The sequence below is a fragment of the Burkholderia stabilis genome, assembly GCF_001742165.1.
In the GTDB taxonomy this organism is placed as follows: Bacteria; Pseudomonadota; Gammaproteobacteria; order Burkholderiales; family Burkholderiaceae; genus Burkholderia; species Burkholderia stabilis.
In genome coordinates, this window is record NZ_CP016443.1 from 1470223 (window position 1) to 1493650 (window position 23428).

The 23428-nt window shown below is 69.1% G+C and carries 22 protein-coding genes; 11 read left to right on the forward strand and 11 right to left on the reverse strand.

The features are described 5' to 3' along the window. Positions 1-61: 61 nt before the first annotated feature. Together BBJ41_RS24520 and BBJ41_RS24525 are read left to right on the forward strand one after the other, a co-directional pair. On the forward strand, positions 62-904 hold the full coding sequence (locus BBJ41_RS24520) for a metal-dependent hydrolase (protein WP_236872143.1): 843 nt from the start codon (positions 62-64) through the stop codon (positions 902-904). After that, positions 901-1797, forward strand: coding sequence for a lipase family protein (locus BBJ41_RS24525; RefSeq protein WP_069748850.1), 897 nt, complete (start codon positions 901-903; stop codon positions 1795-1797). The genes BBJ41_RS24520 and BBJ41_RS24525 overlap by 4 nt, the downstream gene beginning before the upstream one ends. On the opposite strand, the gene BBJ41_RS24530 is transcribed toward BBJ41_RS24525, so the two are convergent. Both BBJ41_RS24530 and BBJ41_RS24535 read right to left on the reverse strand, forming a co-directional pair. Next, positions 1785-2900: a hypothetical protein gene (locus tag BBJ41_RS24530; protein WP_069748851.1), complete on the reverse strand. Its 1116-nt coding sequence runs from the start codon at positions 2898-2900 to the stop codon at positions 1785-1787. The genes BBJ41_RS24525 and BBJ41_RS24530 overlap by 13 nt on opposite strands. A gap of 9 nt (positions 2901-2909) precedes the next feature. Beyond that, a complete protein-coding gene (locus BBJ41_RS24535; RefSeq protein WP_069748852.1) occupies positions 2910-3620 on the reverse strand; it encodes a hypothetical protein in 711 nt (236 codons plus the stop codon). Positions 3621-3681: 61 nt separating this feature from the next. On the opposite strand from BBJ41_RS24535, the gene BBJ41_RS24540 reads away from it, so the two are divergent. Further along, a complete protein-coding gene (locus tag BBJ41_RS24540) occupies positions 3682-5142 on the forward strand; it encodes a fatty acid desaturase (RefSeq protein WP_069748853.1) in 1461 nt (486 codons plus the stop codon). 86 nt (positions 5143-5228) lie between these two features. On the opposite strand, the gene BBJ41_RS24545 is transcribed toward BBJ41_RS24540, so the two are convergent. The 4 genes from BBJ41_RS24545 to BBJ41_RS40590 all read right to left on the reverse strand — a co-directional run bounded on the left by BBJ41_RS24545 (position 5229) and on the right by BBJ41_RS40590 (position 8664). Continuing rightward, on the reverse strand, positions 5229-5960 hold the full coding sequence (locus BBJ41_RS24545; protein WP_069748854.1) for a ribonuclease T2: 732 nt from the start codon (positions 5958-5960) through the stop codon (positions 5229-5231). A 249-nt stretch (positions 5961-6209) separates the two neighbouring features. Beyond that, positions 6210-6788: a hypothetical protein gene (locus tag BBJ41_RS24550; RefSeq protein WP_069748855.1), complete on the reverse strand. Its 579-nt coding sequence runs from the start codon at positions 6786-6788 to the stop codon at positions 6210-6212. 93 nt (positions 6789-6881) lie between these two features. Next, positions 6882-8285 (reverse strand): HdeD family acid-resistance protein, encoded by a 1404-nt coding sequence (locus BBJ41_RS24555; protein ID WP_069748856.1) that lies wholly within the window; start codon positions 8283-8285, stop codon positions 6882-6884. Positions 8286-8334: 49 nt separating this feature from the next. Beyond that, the gene (locus BBJ41_RS40590) at positions 8335-8664 is read right to left on the reverse strand and encodes a hypothetical protein (RefSeq protein WP_156814856.1); all 330 of its coding nucleotides are present in this window, start codon (positions 8662-8664) and stop codon (positions 8335-8337) included. Between BBJ41_RS40590 and BBJ41_RS24560 the strand changes: the two genes are divergently transcribed. The 7 genes from BBJ41_RS24560 to BBJ41_RS24590 all read left to right on the forward strand — a co-directional run bounded on the left by BBJ41_RS24560 (position 8648) and on the right by BBJ41_RS24590 (position 16255). Next, positions 8648-9283 (forward strand): hypothetical protein, encoded by a 636-nt coding sequence (locus tag BBJ41_RS24560; RefSeq protein ID WP_069748857.1) that lies wholly within the window; start codon positions 8648-8650, stop codon positions 9281-9283. The two genes, BBJ41_RS40590 and BBJ41_RS24560, sit on opposite strands and share 17 nt — an antisense overlap. A gap of 84 nt (positions 9284-9367) precedes the next feature. Beyond that, positions 9368-9925, forward strand: a complete 558-nt coding sequence (locus BBJ41_RS24565; RefSeq protein ID WP_069748858.1) for a helix-turn-helix domain-containing protein — start codon at positions 9368-9370, stop codon at positions 9923-9925. Positions 9926-10004: 79 nt separating this feature from the next. Continuing rightward, complete coding sequence (locus BBJ41_RS24570) at positions 10005-10586, forward strand: HD domain-containing protein (RefSeq protein WP_069748859.1); 582 nt, start codon at positions 10005-10007, stop codon at positions 10584-10586. Between the two features lie 55 nt (positions 10587-10641). Further along, positions 10642-11370 (forward strand): class I SAM-dependent methyltransferase, encoded by a 729-nt coding sequence (locus BBJ41_RS24575; RefSeq protein WP_069748860.1) that lies wholly within the window; start codon positions 10642-10644, stop codon positions 11368-11370. A gap of 285 nt (positions 11371-11655) precedes the next feature. Next, on the forward strand, positions 11656-12849 hold the full coding sequence (locus BBJ41_RS24580) for an efflux RND transporter periplasmic adaptor subunit (RefSeq protein ID WP_069748861.1): 1194 nt from the start codon (positions 11656-11658) through the stop codon (positions 12847-12849). Positions 12850-12851: 2 nt separating this feature from the next. After that, positions 12852-14870, forward strand: coding sequence for a MacB family efflux pump subunit (locus BBJ41_RS24585; RefSeq protein WP_069748862.1), 2019 nt, complete (start codon positions 12852-12854; stop codon positions 14868-14870). 11 nt (positions 14871-14881) lie between these two features. Further along, on the forward strand, positions 14882-16255 hold the full coding sequence (locus tag BBJ41_RS24590; protein ID WP_069748863.1) for an efflux transporter outer membrane subunit: 1374 nt from the start codon (positions 14882-14884) through the stop codon (positions 16253-16255). Between the two features lie 33 nt (positions 16256-16288). On the opposite strand, the gene BBJ41_RS24595 is transcribed toward BBJ41_RS24590, so the two are convergent. Next, complete coding sequence (locus tag BBJ41_RS24595; protein ID WP_069748864.1) at positions 16289-17827, reverse strand: MFS transporter; 1539 nt, start codon at positions 17825-17827, stop codon at positions 16289-16291. Positions 17828-18004: 177 nt separating this feature from the next. On the opposite strand from BBJ41_RS24595, the gene BBJ41_RS24600 reads away from it, so the two are divergent. Then, positions 18005-18910, forward strand: coding sequence for a LysR family transcriptional regulator (locus BBJ41_RS24600; RefSeq protein WP_069748865.1), 906 nt, complete (start codon positions 18005-18007; stop codon positions 18908-18910). Between the two features lie 55 nt (positions 18911-18965). On the opposite strand, the gene BBJ41_RS24605 is transcribed toward BBJ41_RS24600, so the two are convergent. From BBJ41_RS24605 to BBJ41_RS24620, 4 genes are read right to left on the reverse strand one after another with little or no spacing between them, the layout of a single operon-like run. After that, positions 18966-20105, reverse strand: coding sequence for an enoyl-CoA hydratase/isomerase family protein (locus BBJ41_RS24605; protein ID WP_069748866.1), 1140 nt, complete (start codon positions 20103-20105; stop codon positions 18966-18968). Then, a complete protein-coding gene (locus BBJ41_RS24610) occupies positions 20102-20893 on the reverse strand; it encodes an enoyl-CoA hydratase (protein ID WP_069750358.1) in 792 nt (263 codons plus the stop codon). Before BBJ41_RS24610 ends, BBJ41_RS24605 begins: the two co-directional genes overlap by 4 nt. After that, positions 20893-21813, reverse strand: a complete 921-nt coding sequence (gene mmsB, locus BBJ41_RS24615; RefSeq protein WP_335650644.1) for a 3-hydroxyisobutyrate dehydrogenase — start codon at positions 21811-21813, stop codon at positions 20893-20895. The genes BBJ41_RS24610 and mmsB overlap by 1 nt, the downstream gene beginning before the upstream one ends. Next, positions 21810-23339, reverse strand: a complete 1530-nt coding sequence (locus BBJ41_RS24620) for a CoA-acylating methylmalonate-semialdehyde dehydrogenase (RefSeq protein ID WP_069750357.1) — start codon at positions 23337-23339, stop codon at positions 21810-21812. Before BBJ41_RS24620 ends, mmsB begins: the two co-directional genes overlap by 4 nt. Between the last annotated feature and the right edge of the window lie 89 nt (positions 23340-23428).

Below are 23428 nucleotides of genomic sequence, written 5' to 3' on the forward strand. Positions count from 1 at the left end.
ACGGGGCTGAACTAGCATGCGGCCGTTTCGCCGCGCCCCCGCCGCCAGCACCGCGTCGCGCATGCCGCAGCGCGACGTGCGCTTCGCGATCGACGAGCGCATTCCGCGCTTCTGGTATCGCGGCGCGTGCCATGTCACGCGCTTCTTCGACGCGTTTTCCGTGATGTTTCCGCTCGGCGAGCGCTTCTTCATCGAAAGCGTGCGGCCGTTTCGCGACCGCGTCGGCGGCGATGCGTCGCTCGCGGCCGACGTCGACGCGTTCGTGCGGCAGGAAGCGTCGCATATCCGCGTGCACCGGCTCTACAACGCGCGCCTCGCGTCGCAGCGCGTGCCGGTCGATACGCTCGAAGCGCTGCTCGAAAAGCGTCAGCGCAACGCCGCGCGCCAGGTGTCGCCCGTCACGCGGCTCGCGCTGACGGCCTGCCTCGAACACTACACGACGATCCTCGCGCACCGCCTGCTGAGCGACCCGGCGATCCTCGACGGCGCCGATCCGACGATGGCGGCCGTCTGGCGCTGGCACGCGGTCGAGGAAACCGAGCACAAGACCGTTGCGTTCGACGTGTTCACGGCGGCCATGCCGAACGCGGCGCGGCGCTATGTCGTGCGCTGCGCGGCGATGCTCGGCATCTCGGTCTACTTCGTGGTCGACCTGATCTATTTCGTGCATCGGCTCGTCGCGATCGACGGGCAGACGCGGAACGTGCGCGGGTGGCTGCGGTTGCTGCGCTGGCTGTTCGTCGCACCGGGCATCTTCACGCATGTGATGCCGCTGTGGCTGTTCTGGTTCTCGCCGCGCTTTCATCCCGATCGCATCGACAGCGACGCGGCGCTGCGCGCGGCGCGTGCCGCGCTCGAACCCTATCAAGCAACATCCGAACACGAGCCGGAGTCGCACGCATGACGCGCGCGCCGTGGACGCCCGAAGGCTTCGACGACTGGCAACGCCACTATCCGGCGACGCCGTTCACACGCGCCGAAACGACACTCGACTGGACCAACGCGTTCATCGACGGCTGGACCCAGCGCACCGCGCGCCTGCCGCTGACGACGACGATCGTGCTCGTCGCCGGGCTGTATTCGGAATGGCTGCCCGGCTGCAATCGCGGCGCGCGGCAGACGCTCGGCGCGGCCGGCTATCGCGTGCTGACGGTGCCCGTGCGTTCCGCGCGCGGCGTGTTCGATCAGGGCGCGCATATCGGCGCGTACCTGCGCGCACACCTGCCGGCCGGCGAATTCGTTGCGCTCGCACACAGCAAGGGCGGCATCGATACGCTTGCCGCGCTCGTCGGCGACCCGGTGCTGGCGTCGCGTTGCGCGGGTATCGCGCTCGTGCAGCCGCCGTGCGGCCCGTCCGCGATCGTCGATACGATCTTCCGTCACGGCGTGCCGCCGCATGCCGCCGCGCCGTGGCCCGACCGCGTCGCTCAGCGCCTGCTGCGCACGCGGTGGGCGAATGCCGGCACACGCGACATCAGCAGCCGGCGCGATCCGCGGGTCGGCGCGATGCTCGCAGCGCTGCCGCGCAACCTGCATCTCGTACATGGCGTGAGCTGGTCCGTCGAAGCGTCGACGCGCTTCGATTCGCATCACGGGCGGCTGAACGGCCATCGCCCCGGCTGCGCGCACGACGGGCAGTTCTATCTCGAACACCAGGTGATGGCCGGCCTCCCGCAAGTCTGCCTGCCGCGGCTCGATCATGGCCAGCCCGTGCTCGGCGGGCTCGGCTTCGACGCCGGCCGTTTCTGGCTCGCGCTCGCCGACCTGCTGCACGTCACGCGCGGTCAGACGAGGTAGATCTCGAAGCCCGGCACGCGGCCGGCCAGCAGCCCGTCGATCGGTTCAGCCGGCTCGCCGGTCGACAGCGTGTAGAGATCCATCGGCGTGCGCGCCGCGCGATAGCGCGAGAGCGCCGGCCACAGCAGATCGCCGTCGTACAGGCACAGTTGCATCAGTGCATAACGGTCGCGCACGCGCAGCCACGCCGCATCGAGCAGTGCGGCAAACACGGCGGGATCGCGGTCGCGCACCTGCAAGTGAGTCAGATAGACATCGCGCAGCGGTGCGCCGGGCGCCGCGATGCGCGGGCGGCGCAGCGCCGGCGCGATCGCGTTGAACGCGACACGGATCGCCTGCAGCGGCAACGGCAGCCGTTCGAGCACGATCCGCTTGATGTCGCCGGCATCCCACGGCGCGACGCAGCCGAGCACGTTGCCGCGCGCATCGAGCGCCAGCAGGAACGCGCCGATGCCGAATGCCGGCCACGTATCGAGCCGGCGCGCGAATTCGTCCGCGGTGAACACGCCGCCGAACGGCTGGCGGCGCGATTCGGCATCGAGAAACGCTCGCAGCGCGTCCGCGTGATGCGGCTGCGCGTCGACGATCCGGACGCCGGGCGCCATGCGCGGCACGGACGACAGCCCACGCTGCGCGTAGATCGACACGTTTTCATAACCCTGCCAGTGCGCGAAGCGCAGCCGGTTCTCGCGCCGCGACCGCGCAAGCGACTGCACCGCGAGCCGGTTGTCGCGGATCATGCAGCAATACGCGTGATGCACGCCCGCTTCGGCGCGCAGCGTCGCGAAGCGCTCGCGCACGGAATCGGTCCACTCGCGCGACAGGCGCCGGTCGGGCATCAGGCGCAGATCGCCGAGATAGGCGACCGGCCGTGCGCGTTCGCCGAGATAACCGTCGCGCACGACGAGGCTTGCAAGCCCCTTCAGCGACGCGTGCTCGCCTTCCGCGAGCCAGACTTCATGACCGGGCGCGTGGCACCGATGCAGCGCGAAGTAGTCGGGCGCGCGGTCGAAGCGCAGCGGCAGGCTGCCCTGCATCGCGTGGCGGGCCTGGAAATCGAGGATGCGCGCGTTGTCGGCCGGTTGCGCGAGACGAATCCGCATGCGTGCGGCTCATGCGCCGTCGAACAGCCGCCGCGCGAGCGGCCGCAGGTTCGACGCCGACAGTTCGCAGAGACAAACGAGCTCGTCGCCATGCGCATAACCGGGGTTGCGCGCGAGGAAGTAGTCGACGTCGGCGAGCCGCCGGTGCGCGACCGGCACCTCCGCGAGCGTCGGCGTCAGCCGGCCCTGCGGCGTGTCGAACGACAGGAGGCCGGTAGCGGGATCGTATGCGTGCCCGTAGCGGCTCGCGGCCAGGTGATCCATCAGGTCCTGCGTCGCCGGTGCGGTGAGGTTGTCGGCGCGCGGCGCGTAGTCGCGCGCGAACGCACGCAGATAGCGATACGTGCGATGCCCCTTGCAGATCAGGAACCAGTACAGCGGCACGGCGGGCGCCTGCCGCCACACGTCGCCCGCGTGGCGGATCCACGCGAACGCGAGATGCTGCGTGCCCCAGTGAGCGGGATCGATGATCGTATCGCCGGAAAAGATCACGCGGATCGGTGCGTCGCGCCAGCGCATCTCGTACTGCTTGAGCGTCGAGAAGCCCTGGATCGCGCCGCCGTCGTCGCGCAGCACGATGCAGTGCGTCTTGTCGCCGAGGTCGCGGTCGAACTGCGCACGGCCCGTATCGCAATACGATGCCGCATACAACGAGAACATCCGGTCGATGTCGTCCGGGCCCAGGGCCGCACGGTCGACGGCGGTGGCGCGCAACTCCATCGGATACTCCTGCAAGACTGAACAGCTTGCTATGATAGCCCGTCATTTGCCCGCCCCAGCCATGTCCCACGCCCTTTCCCGCCAGGATGCGAACGACACGCCGATCGCCCGGCCATGGCTGCTGCTCGTCGCCTATCTCGTCGTGACGGGCGCGCTCTACCGCTTCGTCACGCACATGCCGCTCGGGCCGGTCACGGCGATTCCGGCAAGCGCGCTCGATCGCGCGATTCCGGTGCTGCCCGGCACCGTGCCGCTCTACCTGAGCTACCTCTTCATGATGCCCGTGCTGGTCGGGCTCGGGCGCGGCCGCGCATGGTTGCTGCCGGCGTTCTTCGCCGGTGCGCTTGCGGCGGGACTTTGCCTTGCATGTCATCTGCTGCATCCGACCAGCGTGGCGTGGCCGCCGACCGATGCCGGCTGGATCGCATGGCTGCAGCGGATCGATACGCCGTTGGCCGCGTCACCGAGCGGGCACGTCGCGCTGCCGGTCGCCATCGCGATCGTGCTGCTGGCACTGCGGCGGCGGCCGGCCGTGTTGTTCGTCGCGTGGAGCGCGTTGCTGATGGTGACCGTGCTGACCACCGGGCAGCATCGCGCGGCGGATGTCGTCTGGGGCGGCGCGGTGGGCATCGCAGCGGGCGCGGTGACGCTCGCGTTGCTGCGCGTGAAAGCCGACCTGCGCACGGTTGCCGCGGCGCTGCTCGAATGGGCGTGCATCGTCGTCGCGATCCGGGTGGCCGTCGCGCTCGGCGCGTGGTACCTGTATGCGCTCGCCGTGCTCGTCGTCGCGACGCGCCAGCACGCGCTGTTCATCCTGTATCACGATGCGGCCCACTATCACCTCACGCGCCGCCGCGCTATCAACGACTTCCTGATCAACCTGGCGATCGGCGTGCCGGGGCTCGTGCCCGTCGAGTTCTACCGGCCGCTGCATCTCGCGCATCATCGCCACCTCGGCACCGCGCAGGACCCCGAGCGCCGGTTCCTCTATCACGGCCAGCCGTGGCAATTCCGGCCGCTCGATGCATGGCCGCTCGCGCGGCAATTCCTCGGCGACCTGTTCGTGCTCAACATGGTGCGCAACATGGCTGCGTTCCAGCGTGCGGGCGGGCAGAAAACGCGGCTCGGCCGGCCGTTTCAGGCAGCGGCCGCGGTATGGGCGGCGCTCGTCGTGCTGCTCGTCTGGGCCTGTTCCGCGCGGACGATCCTGCTGGTTGCCGCGCTGTGGTTCGTGCCGCTGCTCACGCTGTCGGTGCTGCTGCAGAAGATCCGCAGCATCGCCGAGCACAGCGGTGGCCCGCATGCGACGCCCGGCTGGGCCGACTGGACGTATTCATGGCGTACCGGTTGGATCGGTCGTGTGTTCGTATGGCCGTATCACATCAACCTGCATCTGCAGCATCACAGGAATCCGGCGGTGCCGTGGCATGCGCTGCCCGATACGATCGACGCCGACGAGCATCAGCTCGAATCGCCGGAGCTGGCCCGGCTGCTGTGGTCAGGCATCCCGCCGAAGCCGTGAATTGCGACGACTGGCGACGACTGGCGACGACGTGCGCGATCCCGCGCACGCCGAAGCCGGTTCAAGCACGCCGGCCATCCGCCACGTTACTTCGCGATATACACGCCCGACGTCGGGCACGTGCCCTGCGTATTGCCGTCCGTCACGAGCGACGCGGCGCTCGGGAACTGCGTGGTCGCATTCGTCTTCACCGAAATCCACGCTTCGGTGAAATAGCTGACGCCGTTGGTCTTCGTGCACTTCAGCGACACCGCGCTGCGCGTATTGCTGCCGAACGCGCCTTCGAACGCGGACAGCAGCTGGTTGCGCGTGACCGTCTTGCCCGCGTTCGCCTGCAGGTACGCGTTGAACGACGTGTTGCCGAGCCGGCTGATCATGCCCGCCGCCTGGTTCCAGTACGCATCGGGCGACGCCGAGTTCGAGCAGGTGCCGTGCTTGAACCACTCGTGCTTGTCGAGGCACGACGCGACGCCCGGCATGTACGTCGACAGCGTGTTGCGGGTCGTGCTGCTGATCGGGTACGCATCCATGCTGCACCACTGGTGCGCGTTGTCGAGATCGACGTCGTTCTGCGGCACGCCGCAGTAGAACGGCTGGTTGCCGTCGTACCGGTTCGGCCACAGGCCGTGCAGCGACAGGCTCGTCGCCGCATACGAGCCGGCGAGGTTCGTACATTCGGGCGTGTCGTGCGACGCGCAGAAGCCGGGCTCCCACGAGGCGGCGAGCAACAGGTAGTCGTAGCTGGTCTGCGCGCAGGCGTGCAGCGAGGCGGATGCGACGGCGAGTACGGCAGCGGCGCGGGCGAGCGTCTTGAGCATGGCGTTTCCTCGGAAAAGGCTTGCGGTCGCGGGATGCGCCGCAAGATTGTCGAATGTCTGCCCGCGATTGTTGCCGACACAACATGGCACGAATATGAAGGTGGACGAATGATGTCCGGCGGGCTCTGCATCGCATCGCCACGCGATACGCGATACGCGAGCGAACCACCGGCACGGCCGGCGGTTCCACTTGCTACCCGATGTCGCACGGGGTCGACGCGTGCCGCCACCCGCACGGCACGCCGTCGGTCACGATCCGGCGCCCAGCTGCGTGCACGCGCGCGCGACCGATTCGGGGCCTTCGAGAGCGAGGATCTGCCACACGCCGATACTGACGCGCTGACGCGCTGCCGGCGTCGAATCGGCCAGCAACGCCTCGACGCGCGGCGCGGCGGCCGGCGCCTGCTGCTTCAGCGCCGCATGATGCCGCGCGCGCGACGCCGGCTCCGATTCGTAGACATCGCACAGACGCACCATGCCGGCCAGACCGGCCAGGTCGTCGTCCTTGTCGATCGCGCCCGGCACGACGGGCGCGAGCCCCTTGCGCTCGTCCGCCGGCAGCTTGCTGCGCGCGCCTTCGTCGATCGACGTGGCGGCCGCCGGCGGCAATCCGCCGATCGCCGCGACGATCCGGCTGCCCGCGGCGATCATGTCGCCCTGGCATTCGATCTTCTCGGCGGCCGCGACGTTCGAGCAGAACGACACCGAGGTGCGGTACACGTCGTTGCTCATGTGCGGCACTTCGTCCTCGGCCGCATGCGCGAGGCCTGCGCTTGCCAGCGCCAGCGAAGCGGGGATCAGGATACGGAACACGCTCGTCTTGTTCATTGTTGTTCGTCCGTGGGTTCTTGTCGCGGGCAACATCGCCAGGCCGCATGATGCGGCCCTTGCGGCACCGGGCCCTCGTCCGGCGCCGCGCGATCACTTCATCGATGCGGCTTCCGATCCGCCGGACGACAGCGCCGCACTGTCCTGCTCGCGCCACGCGCGGCGCGACGCCATGATCGCCTTCACCGCCGAACGCGCGACCTTCCACCACGCGAACGGCCGCGGATCGGCGAGCATGCTGAGCGCACGCGCATAGTCGAGCGTGAGACCGGGCGTCCATGCCATCGTCACCGCGCGCTTGCGGATCTGCGCGGCGACCCACAGCTCGGGCGTGACCAGCAAGCGCACGAACGCGCCCCATCCGGCGCGCGCGCCCTTCAGGCGCCACACCGCGCCGTCGAGTGCGGCTTCGAGCGCGTTCGACACGGTGCTCGAGCAGTTCCGGTGCGTGAGGTTGTACGTCACGTTCTGCCGGTACGACGTCCAGAATGCGTCCAGCTTCGCAGGATCGTAGTTGCGGATGCGCACGCGCACCGTCGACGGGCACCATGCATTCGACTCGGTCGCATAGTCGGGCTGGAACAGGCCCGGCACGTCGTTCTCGCGCGTCGCGCGCAGGATGCGGGTGAATTCGTCCGGAGAACGATCGATTTCGACGCCCGGATACAGGCTGATGTAGATGCCCTCCGGCGACTCGAGCGCCGCATGTCCGGTCGAGATCACGCCGTTGACGTCCACCGCCGCGATGTAGCGGTCGATCACCGGATAGCGCTGCGCTTCGGCCTTCGACGTGCCGGTCGGCGTCCACACGTGCACGGTGAGCGCGTGTTCGCCGTCGGCCGGCGGGCCGTCCCATTCGGATTGCGCGAACGGCGGCCGCCCGCGCGCATCGTCGAGGTCGGGCGCAATCGACGGCGCGGGCGACGTCGCGAACGCGGGATTGCGCGTGAGCCACCGCACGCGTGCGGCGAGGCTCAGCATGTGCATTCCGCCGAACACCAGCAGCAGGCCGAGGCAGTACGGCACGGTGCCCACGTAGTGCGTCGGGTACGGCTGGAAGAAGAAGATCGCCAGCAGGATCTCGACGACGCCCCACGCGAACGCGACGTTCCAGCGGCGGTAGCGCACCATCCATGCGGACGTGCACTGCAGCAGCCCGTCGACGAGGAACAGCGTGCCGAAGATCATCGACAGCAGGAAATGGCCGTGGTGATGCCCGGCGAACACGAGCCCTGCGGCCACCACGACCACGATCCCCTTCACGTAGCGCAGGATGCGCTGCCCGCCGACGCCGCTGCCGGCCACCGCGAGCGTCGCGAGCCCTTCGATCAGGAACAACCACGCGAACAGCTCGATCGGAAAATGCAGTGCGCCGTCGAGCGCGTCGACGAAGATCACGACACCGGCGACGACCCACAGCCAGCCGAGCACAGTCAGCCCGCGCCAGCGGGTACGCAGATATTCGATGCCCAGCAGCAGCAAGATCAGTCTTACCATCGCGCCCTCGTGTCGTTTTTATTGAAACGCGCTGGCCACGCGCTTCCTGTCATTTCGACCGCACGTCGTGCGACGCGCCGACCGAAAAACGGCAATTGTTGCCGGCGCGGCTTGCTTTCGGCATGACCGATGGCGGCCGGCGCGTGCCGCTTCGGCCGAATAATAAGATATGGCGGAGCGGGTTGAAAGCCTGAATGAAACGTTTTCGGCCAGCGCGCACATGCCGGCGCGCCGCCGGATGGTGGTGCGCGCCGATAACGCTGCCAGGGCAGATTTCCCGTTCGACAATTCGCGGGGAATGCGCCAGAATCCGGGCTCCGAGGGCGAAAGCCACTAATCCGCACAAGACGGGACAACAAAAAATGAACGTATCGATCACGCGCCGGCGCCTGCTCGCCGCCAGCCTGGCCGCGACCAGCGTCGCACTGTCTGGCTGCTTCACGCCGAAGCTGTACAAGGATGACGCGTACAGCGAAAAAGTGTCCGGATTCATGATTACCCAGGACGGCAAGAAACTGGTCGTCCTCGGCACGCGCTACCATTACATCTTCGATTTGCCGGCCCAATTGCGGCCGGTACTGCTGTCCGGCTATCGGAAATCGCTGCATACGACGTTTGCCGGCTTTCACGCGAGCGGCGGCAGCATCACCGGGCACTACCGGATCGTGCTGAAGAACGCGTCGGACAACGATCGACAGGCCGCCAGCGCCGACGGATTCACCGTCGAGCCAGCCGGCCTCGTGCTCGAAGGCGACATCGACGGCAAACGCTATTCGACGGAAGGTTTCGCCGAGAAAGACAAAGGGACCACGCAACCCTTCAACCAGCCGTACTCGGTGTACATCAGGGAGTCGCCGTCCGTGGTCGGCATGGGGCTGCGGATTCTGGCCACGCCGATCACGGTTGCCGCCGACGGCGTGCTCGTGCTGGGCGGCATCGTGCTCGTGCCGTTCGCGGCCATCGCGATCGAGGCAAACGGCGGCCTCCGGATCATGTAACGGCGCGCGCGTCGCCTCCGTAGCGCCGAAGACAGCAGCCCGCGACACGCGAGCGCACACGACGACCGCAACCGGAGCACCGCCATGCCCGCCTCGCCGCTTCACGCCCCGCCGCTCGGCCCGCAACTCAAGCGCTGGCGCGCGCTGCACCGCATCAAGCAAAGCCATGCGGCCGAACTGTTCGGCGTCGCGCAATCGACGATCTCGCGCTGGGAAGCCGGCATCCAGCAGATGTCGCCGGACGAACGCGCGACGGCCGAGCGGCTGCTCGCCGCGCGCCTCGATTCCGCGGGCGACCACGCGCTCGCGCGGCTGATCGAAGGCAGCGCAGGCCGCATGCATCTCGTGTGCGACCTCACGCACCGCCTGCTCGCCAGCTCGCCGGCGCGCGCGGCCGAGTTCTCGCAGCCCCTGCCGATGCTGCTCGGCACGTCGCTGTGGCGCTACGCGACGCCGGAAATCGTCCGCATGGAAACCGCGCTCGACACGCTCGGCTGGCACGACCGCGCGGGGCCGCCGAGCGTCGAATTCGACACCGGCGCAAACGCGTCGCGCATCGTGCCGATCCGCGGCAGCACGTGCCGGTGGACGCGGATGACGCTGTCGGATGGCTCGGCCGCGCGGCTCGTCGAAACGCTCTAGCCGGCCGCGCATATTTCATGCGTGGACGAACCGCGTGCGGCCGGCTTACGCTTGACGGCTCATCGCAAGGACGCCGACCATGAACCCCGACACGATCCACGCGCGGCTCGATTTCCTGCGCGAAGCCGAACGCCTGAAGGACGTGCTGCGCAGCGGCCACACGTCGGCCGGACGCGCGGAAAGCACCGCCGAACACAGCTGGCGGCTGTGCCTGATGGCGCTCGTATTCGCCGACGCGTTGCCCGGCGTCGACACGCTGAAGCTGCTGAAGCTGTGCGTCGTCCACGATCTCGGCGAGGCGCTGCACGGCGACATCCCCGCAATCGAGCAGGCCGCGCACCCCGACAAAAGCGCGCACGAACGCGACGACCTGCTGACGCTGACCGCGTCGCTCGATCGCGCGCTGCGCGACGAAATCGTCGCGCTGTGGGATGAATACGAAGCGGCCGCGTCGCCGGAAGCGCGCGCGGCGAAGGCGCTCGACAAGCTGGAAACGATCCTGCAGCACAACCAGGGCAGCAATCCGCCCGATTTCGACTACGCGTTCAATCTCGACTACGGCCGGCGCTATACCGATGCCGCGCCGCTGTTCAGCGCGATTCGCGCCATCGTCGATGCCGATACGCAGCGCAGGATCGACGCGGGCGGGCACCGCGCGTAAGCTCGCGATGTCGGGTGCGCGGCCTCGCGCGCCCCGCTTGCACGAGGCCCTACGCATGACGCAGAACATCTACGACGATCCGGCTTTCTTCGAAGGCTACAGCCGTCTGAACCGCTCGGTCCACGGCCTCGACGGCGCGCCCGAATGGCCCGCGCTGCGTGCGCTGCTGCCGGACCTGCACGGCCGCCGCGTACTCGATCTCGGCTGCGGCTACGGCTGGTTCAGCCGCTGGGCGGCCGACCAGGGCGCCGCGAGCGTGCTCGGCGTCGACGTCTCCGAGCGCATGCTCGAACGCGCGGCATCCATCGCGTCGCATCCGGCGATCACGTACCGCCGCGCCGACCTCGAAACGCTCGCGCTGCCGGACGCCGCATTCGATCTCGCGTACAGCTCGCTCGCGTTCCACTACATCGCGCACCTCGACACGTTGCTGCACACGATCCATCGCGCGCTCGTGCCCGGCGGCCGGCTCGTATTCTCGATCGAGCATCCGGTCTACACGGCGCCGCGCCGGCCCGGTTTCGTCGTCGACGCGCAAGGCAACCGGTCCTGGCCGCTCGACGGCTACCAGCGCGAAGGCGAGCGTGTGACCGACTGGCTCGCGCCGGGCGTCGTCAAGCAGCATCGCACGCTCGGCACGCTCGTGAACCTGCTGATCGGCAGCGGCTTCACGCTCACGCACCTGAACGAATGGGGGCCGACGCCGGAACAGGTCGCGGCGATACCCGCACTCGACGAAGAACGCGACCGGCCGATGATGGCGATCGTCGCCGCGCAACGTTGACGCAGGATCGCATCACCCGCGCGCCTTCGCACACCGCGCTTCGCGGATCGCAACAATGACGCCGCCCGGCCCTGCTCCGGCGCGGCTTTCGCACAATTCAGCACAATTTCCACACGATTTGACGAGGATTCCTCGCTTACCATGAGCGGCTGATTCGAATCGGCACGCCCGCGCGATGCGTACGCGGATTCCGTCGCGGGCGACACGCCCGGCATGCGACGCCGACCGGATCGTCCCGACCGGCCGCACGCATCGCCGGTGCCGCTTCATCCTCGTTGCGTTCTCATGAATCAGAAACCCCGTCGCCGCCGGCGCATCGTGCTGGCTTCCCTTGCCGTCGTCGCGATCGCCGCCGGCGTCGTGCTGAAGGCCTGCGCGCCCGACAAGCATCCGCAATACCTGAGCGCGCCCGTCACGCGCGGCGATCTCGAGAATGCGGTGCTCGCGACCGGCGCGCTGCAGGCGTTCCGGCAGGTCGACGTCGGCGCGCAGGTGTCCGGGCAGTTGAAGTCGCTGAAGGTGAAACTCGGCGACAAGGTCACGAAGGGCCAGTGGCTCGCCGAGATCGATCCGGTGATCTCCGAGAACGCGCTGCGCCAGGCGCGCGCCAGCGAAGAAAGCCTGCGCGCGCAGCAGCAATCGACCGCCGCGCAACTGACGCAGGCGGAACTCGCGTTCCGCCGCCAGCAGGCGATGCTGCCCGACGATGCGACGTCACGCGAATCGTTCGAGGCCGCGCGCGCGACGCTCGACGTGCAGCGCGCGACCCTCGCGTCGCTCGCCGCGCAGATCCGCTCCGCACGCATCCAGATCGAGACCGCACAGGCCAACCTCGGCTATACGCGCATCGTCGCGCCGATCGACGGCGAAGTCGTCGCGATCGTCACGCAGGAAGGCCAGACCGTGATCGCGCAACAGCAGGCGCCGGTGATCCTGAAGCTCGCGGATCTCGACACGATGACCGTGAAAGCGCAGGTCTCCGAGGCCGACGTGATCCGCGTACGCGCCGGGCAGACCGCGTATTTCACGATCCTCGGCGAACCGGACGCGCGCCACTACGGCAAGCTGCGCGCGATCGAGCCCGCACCGCAGAACTACGCCGAAGCGCAAAGCGCGCTCGGCGGCGGCGCAGGCGGCGGCACGAAGCCGAACGCCGCGGTGTTCTACAACGCGCTGTTCGAAGTGCCGAACCCCGAGCACCGGCTGCGCATCTCGATGACCGCGCAGGTCAACATCGTGCTCGGCAACGCGCGCAACGCACTCAGCATCCCGGCCGCCGCGCTCGGCGAAAAACGCAAGGACGGCGCCTATGCGGTGCGCGTGCTGCGCGCCGACGGCAGCACGGAAACGCGCACTATCCGCATCGGGATCAACAACAACGTGCGCGTCGAGGTGCTGGCCGGCCTGAAGGAAAACGAACGCGTCGTGATCGGCGAAGCCGCCGCCGACGAGCACGCGCCGCTGGCGGACGTGGTGTGACGATGAGCCAGCCCCTGCTGAAACTTGCCGCCGTCACGCGGCGCTTTCCGGCCGGCGACAAGGACGTCGTCGTCCTGAACAACGTCAACCTGTCGATCGACGCGGGCGAGATCGTCGCGATCGTCGGCGCGTCGGGCTCCGGCAAATCGACGCTGATGAACATCCTCGGCTGCCTCGATCATCCGAGCGAAGGTACCTACACGGTCGGCGGGCGCGACACGCACATGCTCGACAGCGACGAGCTCGCGCAGCTGCGCCGCGAGCACTTCGGCTTCGTGTTCCAGCGTTATCACCTGCTGCCGCACGTCGACGCGGTCGCGAACCTCGAGATGCCCGCGATCTACGCGGGCACCACGCGCGCGGAACGCCACGCGCGCGCGCAGGCATTGCTCGCGCGCCTCGGGCTCGCGGATCGTGCGCATCACCGGCCGGGGCAACTGTCGGGCGGCCAGCAGCAGCGCGTGAGCATTGCGCGCGCGCTGATGAACGGCGGCCAGGTGATCCTCGCCGACGAACCGACCGGCGCGCTCGATACCAAAAGCGGCCAGGACGTGATCCGCATCCTGCACGAGCTGAACGCGCTCGGCCACACGATCGTCATCGTCACGCACGACAAGGACGTCGCACGCCACGCCCGGCGCATCATCGAGATCAGCGACGGCGAGATCGTCGCCGACCGGCCGAATCGCCACTATGCGCAAGCGCTCGCGGAAGCCGGCGTCGGCACCGCCGAAGACGCGGCCGGCGAGCCTTCCGCACACGCGCACCCCGACGATCCGCCGGCCGCCGAACCCGCTACGCGCACGCGCCGCTTCGCCGCGGGCACCGGCCGCTTCGCCGAAGCGTGCCGGATGGCGTGGATCGCGCTCGTGTCGCACCGGCTGCGCACGCTGCTGACGATGCTCGGCATCATCATCGGCATCACGTCGGTCGTGTCGATCGTCGCGATCGGCGAAGGCGCGAAGCGCTACATGCTCGACGAGATCGGCAGCATCGGCACGAACACGATCAACGTCTATCCGGGCACCGACTGGGGCGACAGCCGCGCCGACACGATCCAGACGCTCGTGCCCGCCGACGTCGCCGCGCTCGCCGAGCAGCCGTACGTCGACAGCGCGACGCCCGAAACCTCGCGCACGCTGCTGCTGCGCTACCGCAACATCGACGTCAACGCGCTCGTGAGCGGCGTCGGCGACCGCTTCTTCCAGGCGCGCGGGATGCGTTTCGCGCTCGGCGTCGCGTTCGACGAGGACGCGGTGCGCCGCCAGGCGCAGGTGGCCGTGATCGACCAGAACACGCGCCGCAAGCTGTTCGGCGCGACGCGCAATCCGGTCGGCGAAGTGATCCTGGTCGACAACGTGCCGTGCGTCGTGATCGGCGTCACGGCCGACAAGAAAAGCGCGTTCGGCAGCGTGAAAAGCCTGAACCTGTGGGTGCCGTTCACGACCGCGAGCGGGCGCCTGTTCGGCCAGCGCTATCTCGACAGCATCACCGTGCGCGTGCGCGACGGACAGCCGAGCGCCGCCGCCGAGAAAAGCCTCGAAAAACTGATGATCCAGCGCCACGGCCGCAAGGATTTCTTCACGTACAACATGGACAGCGTGGTCAAGACCGTCGAGAAAACCGGGCAATCGCTGACGCTGCTGCTGTCGCTGATCGCGGTGATCTCGCTCGTCGTCGGCGGGATTGGCGTGATGAACATCATGCTGGTGTCGGTCACCGAGCGCACGCGCGAGATCGGCATCCGGATGGCGGTCGGCGCGCGCCAGTCGGACATCCTGCAGCAGTTCCTCGTCGAAGCCGTGCTCGTCTGCCTGCTCGGCGGCACGATCGGCATCGCGCTGTCGTTCGGGCTCGGCGCGGTGTTCTCGATGTTCGTCGCGCAATGGAAGATGGTGTTCTCCGCCGGCGCGATCGTGACCGCGTTCGTCTGCTCGACGCTCACCGGCGTGATATTCGGTTTCATGCCCGCGCGCAACGCGTCGCGGCTCGATCCGATCGATGCGCTCGCGCGCGACTGACGGAGGCCGCGATGACCCGATCCTCACCCCTGCTCCGCCTGTGCGCATGCGCGTGCGCCGCCGCGCTGCTCGCCGGCTGCACGGCCGCGCGCCACGAACCGCTGCCGGCCGTCGCGATGCCCGCGAACTGGGCCGCGCCGGTTGCCGCCGGCGCGCCGGCCGCGACACCCGACTGGTGGCGCAGCTTCGGCGATCCGCAACTCGACCGGCTGATCGACGACGCGCTGCGCGCGAACAACGATCTCGCGATCGCGGCGATCCGCGTGTATCGCGCGCAGTTGCAGGCCGGGCTCGTCGACACCAACCTGACGCCCAACGTATCGATCGGCGCGAACGGCTCGGTGTCGCGCACGCTCGATACGCATCAGATGAGCCGGGCGAGCGGCATCACCGGTTCGCTCAGTTATGAAATCGACCTGTGGGGCCGGCTGGCCGCGCTGCGCGACGCCGCGCACTGGGAAGCCGACGCGACGGCCGCCGATCTCGAAGCCGCGCGGCTGTCGCTGATCGGCACGACCGCGTCGCTGTACTGGCGGATCGGCTATCTGAACCGGCAGATCGCGCTCGGCGACGCGAACATCGCATACGCGGCGCGCACGCTCGCGCTCGTCCGGTCGCGGCACACGGCCGGCGCCGTGTCGGGGCTCGATCTCGCGCAGGCCGAACAAAGCCTGTCCGCGCAACGCGCCGCGCAGACGCAGTTGATCCAGCAACGCACCGAGAACCGCCACGCGCTCGCGCTCCTGTTCGACCGGCCGCCGCAGCAGCTCGCGGCCGAACCGTCGGCGCTGCCCGACGCGGCGCCACCGGACGTGGCGGCCGGCCTGCCGGCCAGCCTGCTCGGCCGGCGCCCCGACCTGCGCGCGGCGGAATTCCGGCTGCGCGAATCGCTCGCGCAGGTCGACGCGACACGCACGAGCTTCTACCCGACCTTCACGCTGACCGGCAACGCCGGCACGTCGAGCACGAGCCTCGAGCGCGTGCTGATGAACCCGGTCGGCACGCTCGGGCTCGGCCTCGCGCTGCCGTTCATCCAGTGGAACACGATGCAGCTGCAGATCAAGGTGTCGAAGTCGCAATACGAGGAAGCGGTCGTCGGGTTCCGTCAGCGGCTCTACACGGCGCTCTCGGAAGTCGAGAACGCGCTGTCGGCGCGCGTGCAGCTCGAACGCGAAGCCGAACAGCGCGCGCTGTCGCTCGCGCAGGCGCAGCGCGCGGAGCAGCTTGCCGCCGCGCGGTTCGCGGCCGGCGCGACCGCCGTGCAGCCGTGGCTCGACCAGCAGCAGCGGCTGCGGGATGCGCAAAGCGCCGACGAGCTGACGCGCCTGAACCGGCTCAACAACCAGATGACGCTCTACCGCGCGCTCGGCGGCGGCACGTCCTGACCGGCGGCCGGCAAGCACGCCGGCCGGGCCGCCTCATTCGCACACGGCCGCCCCGCGCCGCGCCGGCGCGAACGCCACCGCGCTCGCGGTTGCGAGCACGGCCACGCCTGTCGCACCGTACACCATCACCCAGCCGAACCCGTGCACGAGCGCCGCGTGCAGCGCAGCGCCGCTCGGGTCGGCCTGCGCGAGCGCCGGTGCGATTTGCTGCAGCCCGTCGGTGCGGCCCGATGCGATTTCCTGCGCGAGCCGGCGCAGCGCGGCATCGCCGATCGCGCCCGCGACGCCGGCTTTCAGGCTCGCGACGATCCCCGCGACCAGCACGAAGCCCATCGCCGCGATGTTCAGCGCGAGCGAGATCATCCGCGCGCTCATGTCGATGCCCGACGCCATCCCGGCCCGCGCGCTCGGCACCGCGCCCGTCGTCGTGTTGGTGACGGGCGTGTTCGTGAGCCCGAGCCCGATGCCGGCGATCACGCAGCCGGGCAGCATCGTGAGCCAGCTCGCGTGCTCGGCCGCGCTGCCGAGCCGCATCAGCGCGAAGCCGGCCGCGATCGTGAACAGGCCGCCCGGGATCACGACACCCGGCCCGTAGCGCAGCGCGAGCCGTTCGCCGACCGGCGGCGCGACCAGCGTCGGCAGCGTGTACGCGAGCAACGCAAGGCCGGCCGTCACGCTGTCGTAGCCGAGCGCGACCTGGAACCAGATCGGCAGGTAGATCATGAACGGCCAGAAGCTGAAGTTCATCCCCATCGAGCCGAAGATCGCGCCGGTGAACGCGCGAATCCGGAACACGGAGAAGTCGAACATCGGCCGCGCGCTCGCGCGTTCGGCGACGAAAAAGCCGATCAGCGCCAGCACGGTCGCGCCGAGCACGCCGAGGCCTGCCGCGCTCGTCAGCCCGAGTTCCGCGCTCTGCGTGATGTAGAACGCAAGGCCGAGCACCGCGAGCGACAGCGTGACGATGCCCGCCACGTCGAGCGTGCCCGCATGCGGATCGCGCGACTCCTGCACCGCGCCGCCGATCAGCACGAGCGCGACGGCCGCGAGCGGCGCATGGACGAGGAACACCCACGGCCAGCTCGCCAGCGCGACGATCGCGCCGCCGACGATCGGCCCGAAACCGAGCCCGATGCCGAACACGATGCCCCAGATCCCGAACGCGCGGCCGCGCTCGCGGCCTTCGCGGAACTGGTGCGACAACACCGCGATCTGGCAGATCAGCATCGCGCCGCCGCTCGCGCCCTGCAGCAGCCGGCCCGCGACGAGCACCGGCACGTTCGGCGCGAGCCCGCACAGCAGCGACGTCGCGCCGAACAGCACGGTGCCGATCACGTACACGCGCTTGCGGCCGAACCGGTCCGCGAGCGTGCCGGCCGCCATCAGCACCGTCGTACACGCGATCGTGTAAGCGTTCATGATCCACTGCATGCCGTTGAAATCGCCGTGCAGCACGTGTTCGAGCGTCGGCAGGATCACCGGCACGCTCGAGATTTCGAGGCCGAACATCAGCGACGTGAGACAGACGGCCGCGAGCGCGACCGCATTCCTGCGGGAGTCGGATAGCGTCATGCGTATTGCGCCGCGGCCCGGCGACAGGCCGCGCGCCTCCAGGTGAGAAAGGTTCGCCGCGTGCGGCCGGCGACGCACGCTGGACGGGAATCGGTACTATAGTGAGAATTTCACTCCCCATTGACGCACGTACTTCCACGAACTGGGGAATCACAGGACTCAATTGACCGACCCGCTATGACCGACCGACTCGACGGCGTGACGACCTTCGTCCAGGTGGTGGAATCGGGCAGCTTCGCGCTGGCCGCGGAGCGGCTCGACATGACGCGCTCGGCCGTCGGCAAGGCGGTCGCGCGGCTCGAGAAGCGGCTCGGCGCGCGGCTGCTGCAGCGCACGACGCGCAGCCAGAGCCTGACCGACGACGGCCAGGCGTACTACGACCGCTGCGTGCGCGCGCTCGCGGAACTGGAAGCGGCGGAAGCCGATCTCGATTGCGGCCGCAACGAGGCGCGCGGCAAGCTGCGGCTGAGCGTGCCGCTCGCGTTCGGGCACCACTGCGTGACGCCCATCGTGCTCGACCTCGCGCGCACCTATCCGCACCTGCGGATCGACGTGTCGATCACCGACCGTTTCGTCGATCTCGTCGAGGAAGGGATCGACCTCGCGGTGCGGATCGGCACGCTCGCGGACAGCACCAGCCTCGCGGTGCGGCGGCTCGGCACGCAATACGGCAGCCTCGGCGCGGCGCCGTCCTATCTCGCGCGCTACGGGATGCCGACGTCGCTCGACGATCTGAAGAACCACCGGACGATCGCGTATTCACGCTCGGGCGTACCGCAGCCGTGGGACCTGCGCGCGCCCGACGGCTCGACGGTGCGCGTCGACGTGCAGCACCAGCTCAGTTTCGACGACGTGCAGGCGATCGCGGCGGCCGGCGCGTCCGGGTTCGGGATCGCGTGGCTGCCGAGCTGGCTGCTCGATCACTACGTGAAGCGCGGCGAGATGGCGGTCGTGCTCGACCGCTGCTTCGTATGCGAAGGCGATATCCACGCGATCTGGCCGAAGACGCGCTACCTGCCGCGCAAGACGCGCTGCGTGATCGACGCGCTCGCGCAAGCCGTGCCGCCGATGATCGAGCGGTGAAATGAAATGAAGTGAGACGGGACGAAACCGACGCGCCGCCCGGCGCGTCGGGTGCTTACGCCGCGCCGAGATCAGCGAGCGGATGCGCGAACAGCTTCCACGGCGACGTCAGGAAATGCCGCACGCGTTCGGCGCGCAGCTCGACGAGCGACGCGGGCGCCCAGCGCGGCTTGCGATCCTTGTCGACGAGATGCGCGCGCACGCCTTCGCAGAAATCGCCTTCCTCGATCGCACGCGCGACGATGCCGAGCTCCATCCGGAACGATTCGGCGAGCGTCATCTGCCGGCCGCGCAGCAGCGCCTCGCGCGTCACGCACAGCATCGTCGGCGAATGGCCGGACAGCGCGTCGAGCGTCGCCTGCAGCCATTGACGATGTTCGCGCGTCAACTCCTCACGCGCGAGATCCTGCGTCAGCGTCGCGACGATCCGCTCAACGGTCGAGCGCTTGTCGAAGTGACGCACGATCCACGGCATCTGGCTGTCGAGCGCCGCATGCGGCACGACGTTGCACGGCGGTTCGAACACCTTGCGCAGCGCCGGCAACACGTCGCCGTCCCACTTCACGGATTCGATGCGCGTCTCGAACGTGTCGAGCCATGCGGACGGCACGCACAGATCCGCGAGCTTCGCGCTCAGCGCGTCGGCGCCCGACAACATCGCCCCCGTCAGCCCCACGTACAGTTCGAGCTCGACCGGCATACGCGACAGGAAATGCGTCGCGCCGACGTCGGGCACGAGGCCGATGCGCGTCTCGGGCATCGCGATCTTGCTGCGTTCGGTCGCGACGCGCAGCGCCGCGCCCTGCGCGAGCCCCATGCCGCCGCCCATCGTCACGCCGTCCATCAGCGCGACCACCGGCTTCGGGAACGTGTGGATCGCATGGTCGAGCCGGTATTCGTCGACGAAGAACGGCAGCCACGTTTCGCGCTGCGCCACCATCCGATGCAGCGCGCGCACGTCGCCGCCCGCGCAGAAACCTTTCTCGCCCGCGCCGCGCAATACGACCGCGACGATCTGGTCGTCGGTGCGGCAGCGTTCCAGCAGCGCGGCGAGCTCGCCGATCATCGCGTACGACAGCGCGTTGAGCGCGGCCGGCCGGTTCAGCGTGATCAGCGCCACGCGGTTCACCACGCGGAACAGCACTTCGGGCGCGTGTTTCGCGAAGGCGTCGTGAGTCGTCACCGGCGTGCTCATCGTTGCGGCTCTCCATCGGTGCGCCATTGCGGCGCGCGCTTGCCGAGAAACGCGGCCACGCCTTCGCGCGGATCGTTCGTGTCGAACAGGTCGACGAAGCGTTCGCGCTCGACCGCGAGCGCCGCGCTGCGCGGCACGCCGCGGCGCGCGAGGCCGATCAGCTCCTTGCTGTAGGCAACCGCGTGCGGGGCTTGCCGCGCGACGTTGTGCGCCAGCGCCAGCGCCGCATCGCGTGCCGCGCCGCTCTCGACCACGTCTTCGACGAGGCCGATCCGGAGCGCGGTCGCCGCGTCGACGCGTGCGCCGGTCAGGATGATCTTCTTCGCCCAGCCCTCGCCGACGAGCCAGGGCAGCGTCTGCGTGCCGAGCCCGCACGGCAGCAGGCCGACCGACGGCTCGGGCAGCGCCATCTGCGCATGCGTTTCGGCAATCCGCAGGTCGCACGCGAGCGCGCATTCGAGGCCGCCGCCCATCGCATAACCATTGATCGCCGCGATCGTCACGACGCGCGCGTCGTGCAGCGCCTCGAACGCCGCGCCGAAGCGCGCCGCCATCGCGCGCGCAACGGCGCGGTCGCCGTCGGCGAACGTGTTGAGGTCGGCGCCCGCGCTGAAGAACTTCGGGCCGTCGCCCGTGATCACCAGTGCGCGCACGCGCGGGTTCGCGTTCAGTTCGGCGACGGTTTCCTGCAGTTGCTGCAGCCCCTCGGCGGTAAAGGCGTTCGCGGGCGGACGCTTGAGCGTCGCGCACGCGATCGCGCCGTCGTCGACGTAGTCCAGTTCGATCATCATGCGTCCTTCTTCGGTGCCGGTTGGTACAGGCGGATCACCGCCGAGAAATCGAGCTGCCCGTCGCCGCGGCTGCTCATCGTCTGGTACAGCTGCTGCGCGAGCGCGCCGAGATAGACGGGCTGGCGCGCCTGCTTCGCGGCGTCGTTCGCGAGGCCGAGATCCTTCAGCATCAGGTCGGTGCCGAAGCCGCCCGAGTAGCCGCGCGAAGACGGCGCCGTCTCGATCACGCCCGGGTACGGGTTGTAGGTATCCGAGCTCCAGCAGCGGCCCGTCGACGTGTTGACGATGCCGGCCAGCACCTTCGGGTCGATGCCGAGCGCGACGCCGAGCGACATCGCTTCCGACACGGCCGCCATCGAGATGCCGAGCACGAGGTTGTTGCAGACCTTCGCGACCTGCCCCATGCCCGTCGCGCCGCAATGGACGATGTTCTTGCCCATGCCCGCGAGCACGGGCTTCACGCGCTCGAAATCCGCATCGCTGCCGCCGACCATGAAGGTCAGCGTGCCGGCCGCCGCGCCGCCGGTGCCGCCGGACACCGGCGCATCGACGAACGCGCCGCCGTGCTCGCGCACGAGCGCACCGAACGCCTGCGCGCTCGCCGGGTCGATCGTGCTCGAATCGATCACGGTCGCGCCCGCGCCGAGGCCGGCCAGCACGCCGTTCTCGCCCGACAGCACCGAGCGCACGTGCGGTGCGGCCGGCAGCATCGTGATCACGAACGTCGCGCCCGATGCCGCGTCGCGCGGCGACGCCGCCACCTGCGCGCCGGCGTCCTGCAATGCGCGCAATGCGTCGGCACTGAGGTCGAACGCGTGCACTTCGTGGCCCGCTTTCAGCAGGTTCAGCGCCATCGGGGCGCCCATGTGGCCGAGGCCGATAAAGCCGATTTTCATGTTCGTGTCCTCTGTGCTCAATGCAGCCGGATCGTCATGTTCACCGGAGCGGCCGTCGTGTCGTCGTCGAACCAGCGCGCGGTGACGGTTTTCGTCTGCGTGTAGAACTGCACGACCTGCTTGCCGTACGGGCCGAGATCGCCGAGCTTCGAGCCGCGCGAACCGGTGAAGCTGAAGAACGGCACGGGCACCGGAATCGGGATGTTGATGCCGACCTGGCCGATGTCGATTTCGCTCTGGAACTTGCGCGCGGCCGCGCCACTCTGCGTGAACAGGCCCACGCCGTTGCCGAACGGGTTCGCGTTGACGAGCGCGATCGCGTCGTCGAGCGTGTCGGCTTCGAGCACGACGAGCACCGGCCCGAAGATTTCGTGCGTGTAGATCGACATGCCGGTATTCACGCCCGAGAAGATCGTCGGGCCGATGAAGTTGCCGCTTTCGTAGCCGGGCACCTTCACGTCGCGGCCGTCGAGCTCGAGCTTCGCGCCTTCCTTCACGCCGGCTTCGATCAGCGACAGGATGCGCGCCTTCGCGCCGCGCGACACGACCGGGCCGACGTCGGTGCCGGCTTCCGCGCCCGCGTTGACTTTCAGCAGCTTCGCCTTCGCGACGAGGTCAGGCAGCCAGTCGCGCGCCTCGCCGACCAGCACCGCGACCGACGTCGCCATGCAGCGCTGCCCGGCCGCGCCGAAGCCCGCGCCGACCAGCGCATTGATCGTCTGCTCGCGGTTCGCATCGGGCAGCACGACCGCGTGATTCTTCGCGCCCATCATCGACTGCACGCGCTTGCCGTGCTCGCTGCCGAGCTTGTACACGTGCGTGCCGACCGCCGTCGAGCCGACGAACGAGATCGCCTTCACGAGCGGATCCGTGCAGATCGCGTCGACCACTTCCTTGCCGCCGTGCACGACGTTCAGCACGCCCTTCGGCACGCCGGCCTCGATCGCGAGTTCGACGAGCTCCATCGTCGACAGCGGGTCCTGCTCGGACGGCTTCAGCACGAACGTGTTGCCGCACACGATCGCCATCGGGAACATCCACAGCGGGATCATCGCGGGGAAATTGAACGGCGTGATGCCCGCGCACACGCCGAGCGGCTGGCGCAGCGTGTAGGTGTCGACGCCGCCCGCGACGTTCTCCGCGAATTCGCCGAGCTGCAGCGAACCGATCGAGCACGCGTGCTCGACCACTTCGAGGCCGCGGAAGATGTCGCCTTCGGCGTCGGGAATCGTCTTGCCCTGCTCGGCCGTCAGCGTCTTCGCGATGCGCTGCTGGTTCGTGCGCACGAGATCCTGGAACTTCAGCATGATCCGCATGCGCGCGGCGATCGGCGTGTTCTTCCACGTCGCAAACGCGGTGTGCGCGGCCTGCACGGCCGCGTCGACTTCCGCGACGGTCGCGAACGGCACGCGCGCGAGCACCTGCTGCGTCGCCGGGTTGACGATGTCGCGCCACTCGCTCGTGGCGGACTCGACGAAGGCGCCGTCGATCAGCAGCTTGACCGTCGGCACGTCTTGCCCCGTGCGGGGCGTCGGATTCGCGTTCATCGATCGTTTCTCCTTGCAGAAGGCCGCGAAGCGGAATCCCGCGCGGCGGCCGGTTCGGTTCGGCGGTGGGCGGCGGCCGCGCCATGCGG

Excerpts from the sequence above, each read along its gene's own strand:
- BBJ41_RS24605 (WP_069748866.1), bottom strand. The coding sequence starts at position 20,105 with ATGAGCACGCCGGTGACGACTCACGACGCCTTCGCGAAACACGCGCCC.
- BBJ41_RS24595 (WP_069748864.1), bottom strand. The coding sequence starts at position 17,827 with ATGACGCTATCCGACTCCCGCAGGAATGCGGTCGCGCTCGCGGCCGTC.
- BBJ41_RS24590 (WP_069748863.1), top strand. The coding sequence starts at position 14,882 with ATGACCCGATCCTCACCCCTGCTCCGCCTGTGCGCATGCGCGTGCGCC.
- BBJ41_RS24570 (WP_069748859.1), top strand. The coding sequence starts at position 10,005 with ATGAACCCCGACACGATCCACGCGCGGCTCGATTTCCTGCGCGAAGCC.
- BBJ41_RS24525 (WP_069748850.1), top strand. The coding sequence starts at position 901 with ATGACGCGCGCGCCGTGGACGCCCGAAGGCTTCGACGACTGGCAACGC.
- BBJ41_RS24550 (WP_069748855.1), bottom strand. The coding sequence starts at position 6,788 with ATGAACAAGACGAGCGTGTTCCGTATCCTGATCCCCGCTTCGCTGGCG.
- BBJ41_RS24585 (WP_069748862.1), top strand. The coding sequence starts at position 12,852 with ATGAGCCAGCCCCTGCTGAAACTTGCCGCCGTCACGCGGCGCTTTCCG.
- BBJ41_RS24520 (WP_236872143.1), top strand. The coding sequence starts at position 62 with ATGCCGCAGCGCGACGTGCGCTTCGCGATCGACGAGCGCATTCCGCGC.
- BBJ41_RS24580 (WP_069748861.1), top strand. The coding sequence starts at position 11,656 with ATGAATCAGAAACCCCGTCGCCGCCGGCGCATCGTGCTGGCTTCCCTT.
- BBJ41_RS24610 (WP_069750358.1), bottom strand. The coding sequence starts at position 20,893 with ATGATCGAACTGGACTACGTCGACGACGGCGCGATCGCGTGCGCGACG.
- BBJ41_RS24545 (WP_069748854.1), bottom strand. The coding sequence starts at position 5,960 with ATGCTCAAGACGCTCGCCCGCGCCGCTGCCGTACTCGCCGTCGCATCC.
- BBJ41_RS24600 (WP_069748865.1), top strand. The coding sequence starts at position 18,005 with ATGACCGACCGACTCGACGGCGTGACGACCTTCGTCCAGGTGGTGGAA.
- BBJ41_RS24560 (WP_069748857.1), top strand. The coding sequence starts at position 8,648 with ATGAACGTATCGATCACGCGCCGGCGCCTGCTCGCCGCCAGCCTGGCC.
- BBJ41_RS24535 (WP_069748852.1), bottom strand. The coding sequence starts at position 3,620 with ATGGAGTTGCGCGCCACCGCCGTCGACCGTGCGGCCCTGGGCCCGGAC.
- BBJ41_RS24555 (WP_069748856.1), bottom strand. The coding sequence starts at position 8,285 with ATGGTAAGACTGATCTTGCTGCTGCTGGGCATCGAATATCTGCGTACC.
- BBJ41_RS24620 (WP_069750357.1), bottom strand. The coding sequence starts at position 23,339 with ATGAACGCGAATCCGACGCCCCGCACGGGGCAAGACGTGCCGACGGTC.
- BBJ41_RS24530 (WP_069748851.1), bottom strand. The coding sequence starts at position 2,900 with ATGCGGATTCGTCTCGCGCAACCGGCCGACAACGCGCGCATCCTCGAT.
- BBJ41_RS24575 (WP_069748860.1), top strand. The coding sequence starts at position 10,642 with ATGACGCAGAACATCTACGACGATCCGGCTTTCTTCGAAGGCTACAGC.
- BBJ41_RS24540 (WP_069748853.1), top strand. The coding sequence starts at position 3,682 with ATGTCCCACGCCCTTTCCCGCCAGGATGCGAACGACACGCCGATCGCC.
- BBJ41_RS24565 (WP_069748858.1), top strand. The coding sequence starts at position 9,368 with ATGCCCGCCTCGCCGCTTCACGCCCCGCCGCTCGGCCCGCAACTCAAG.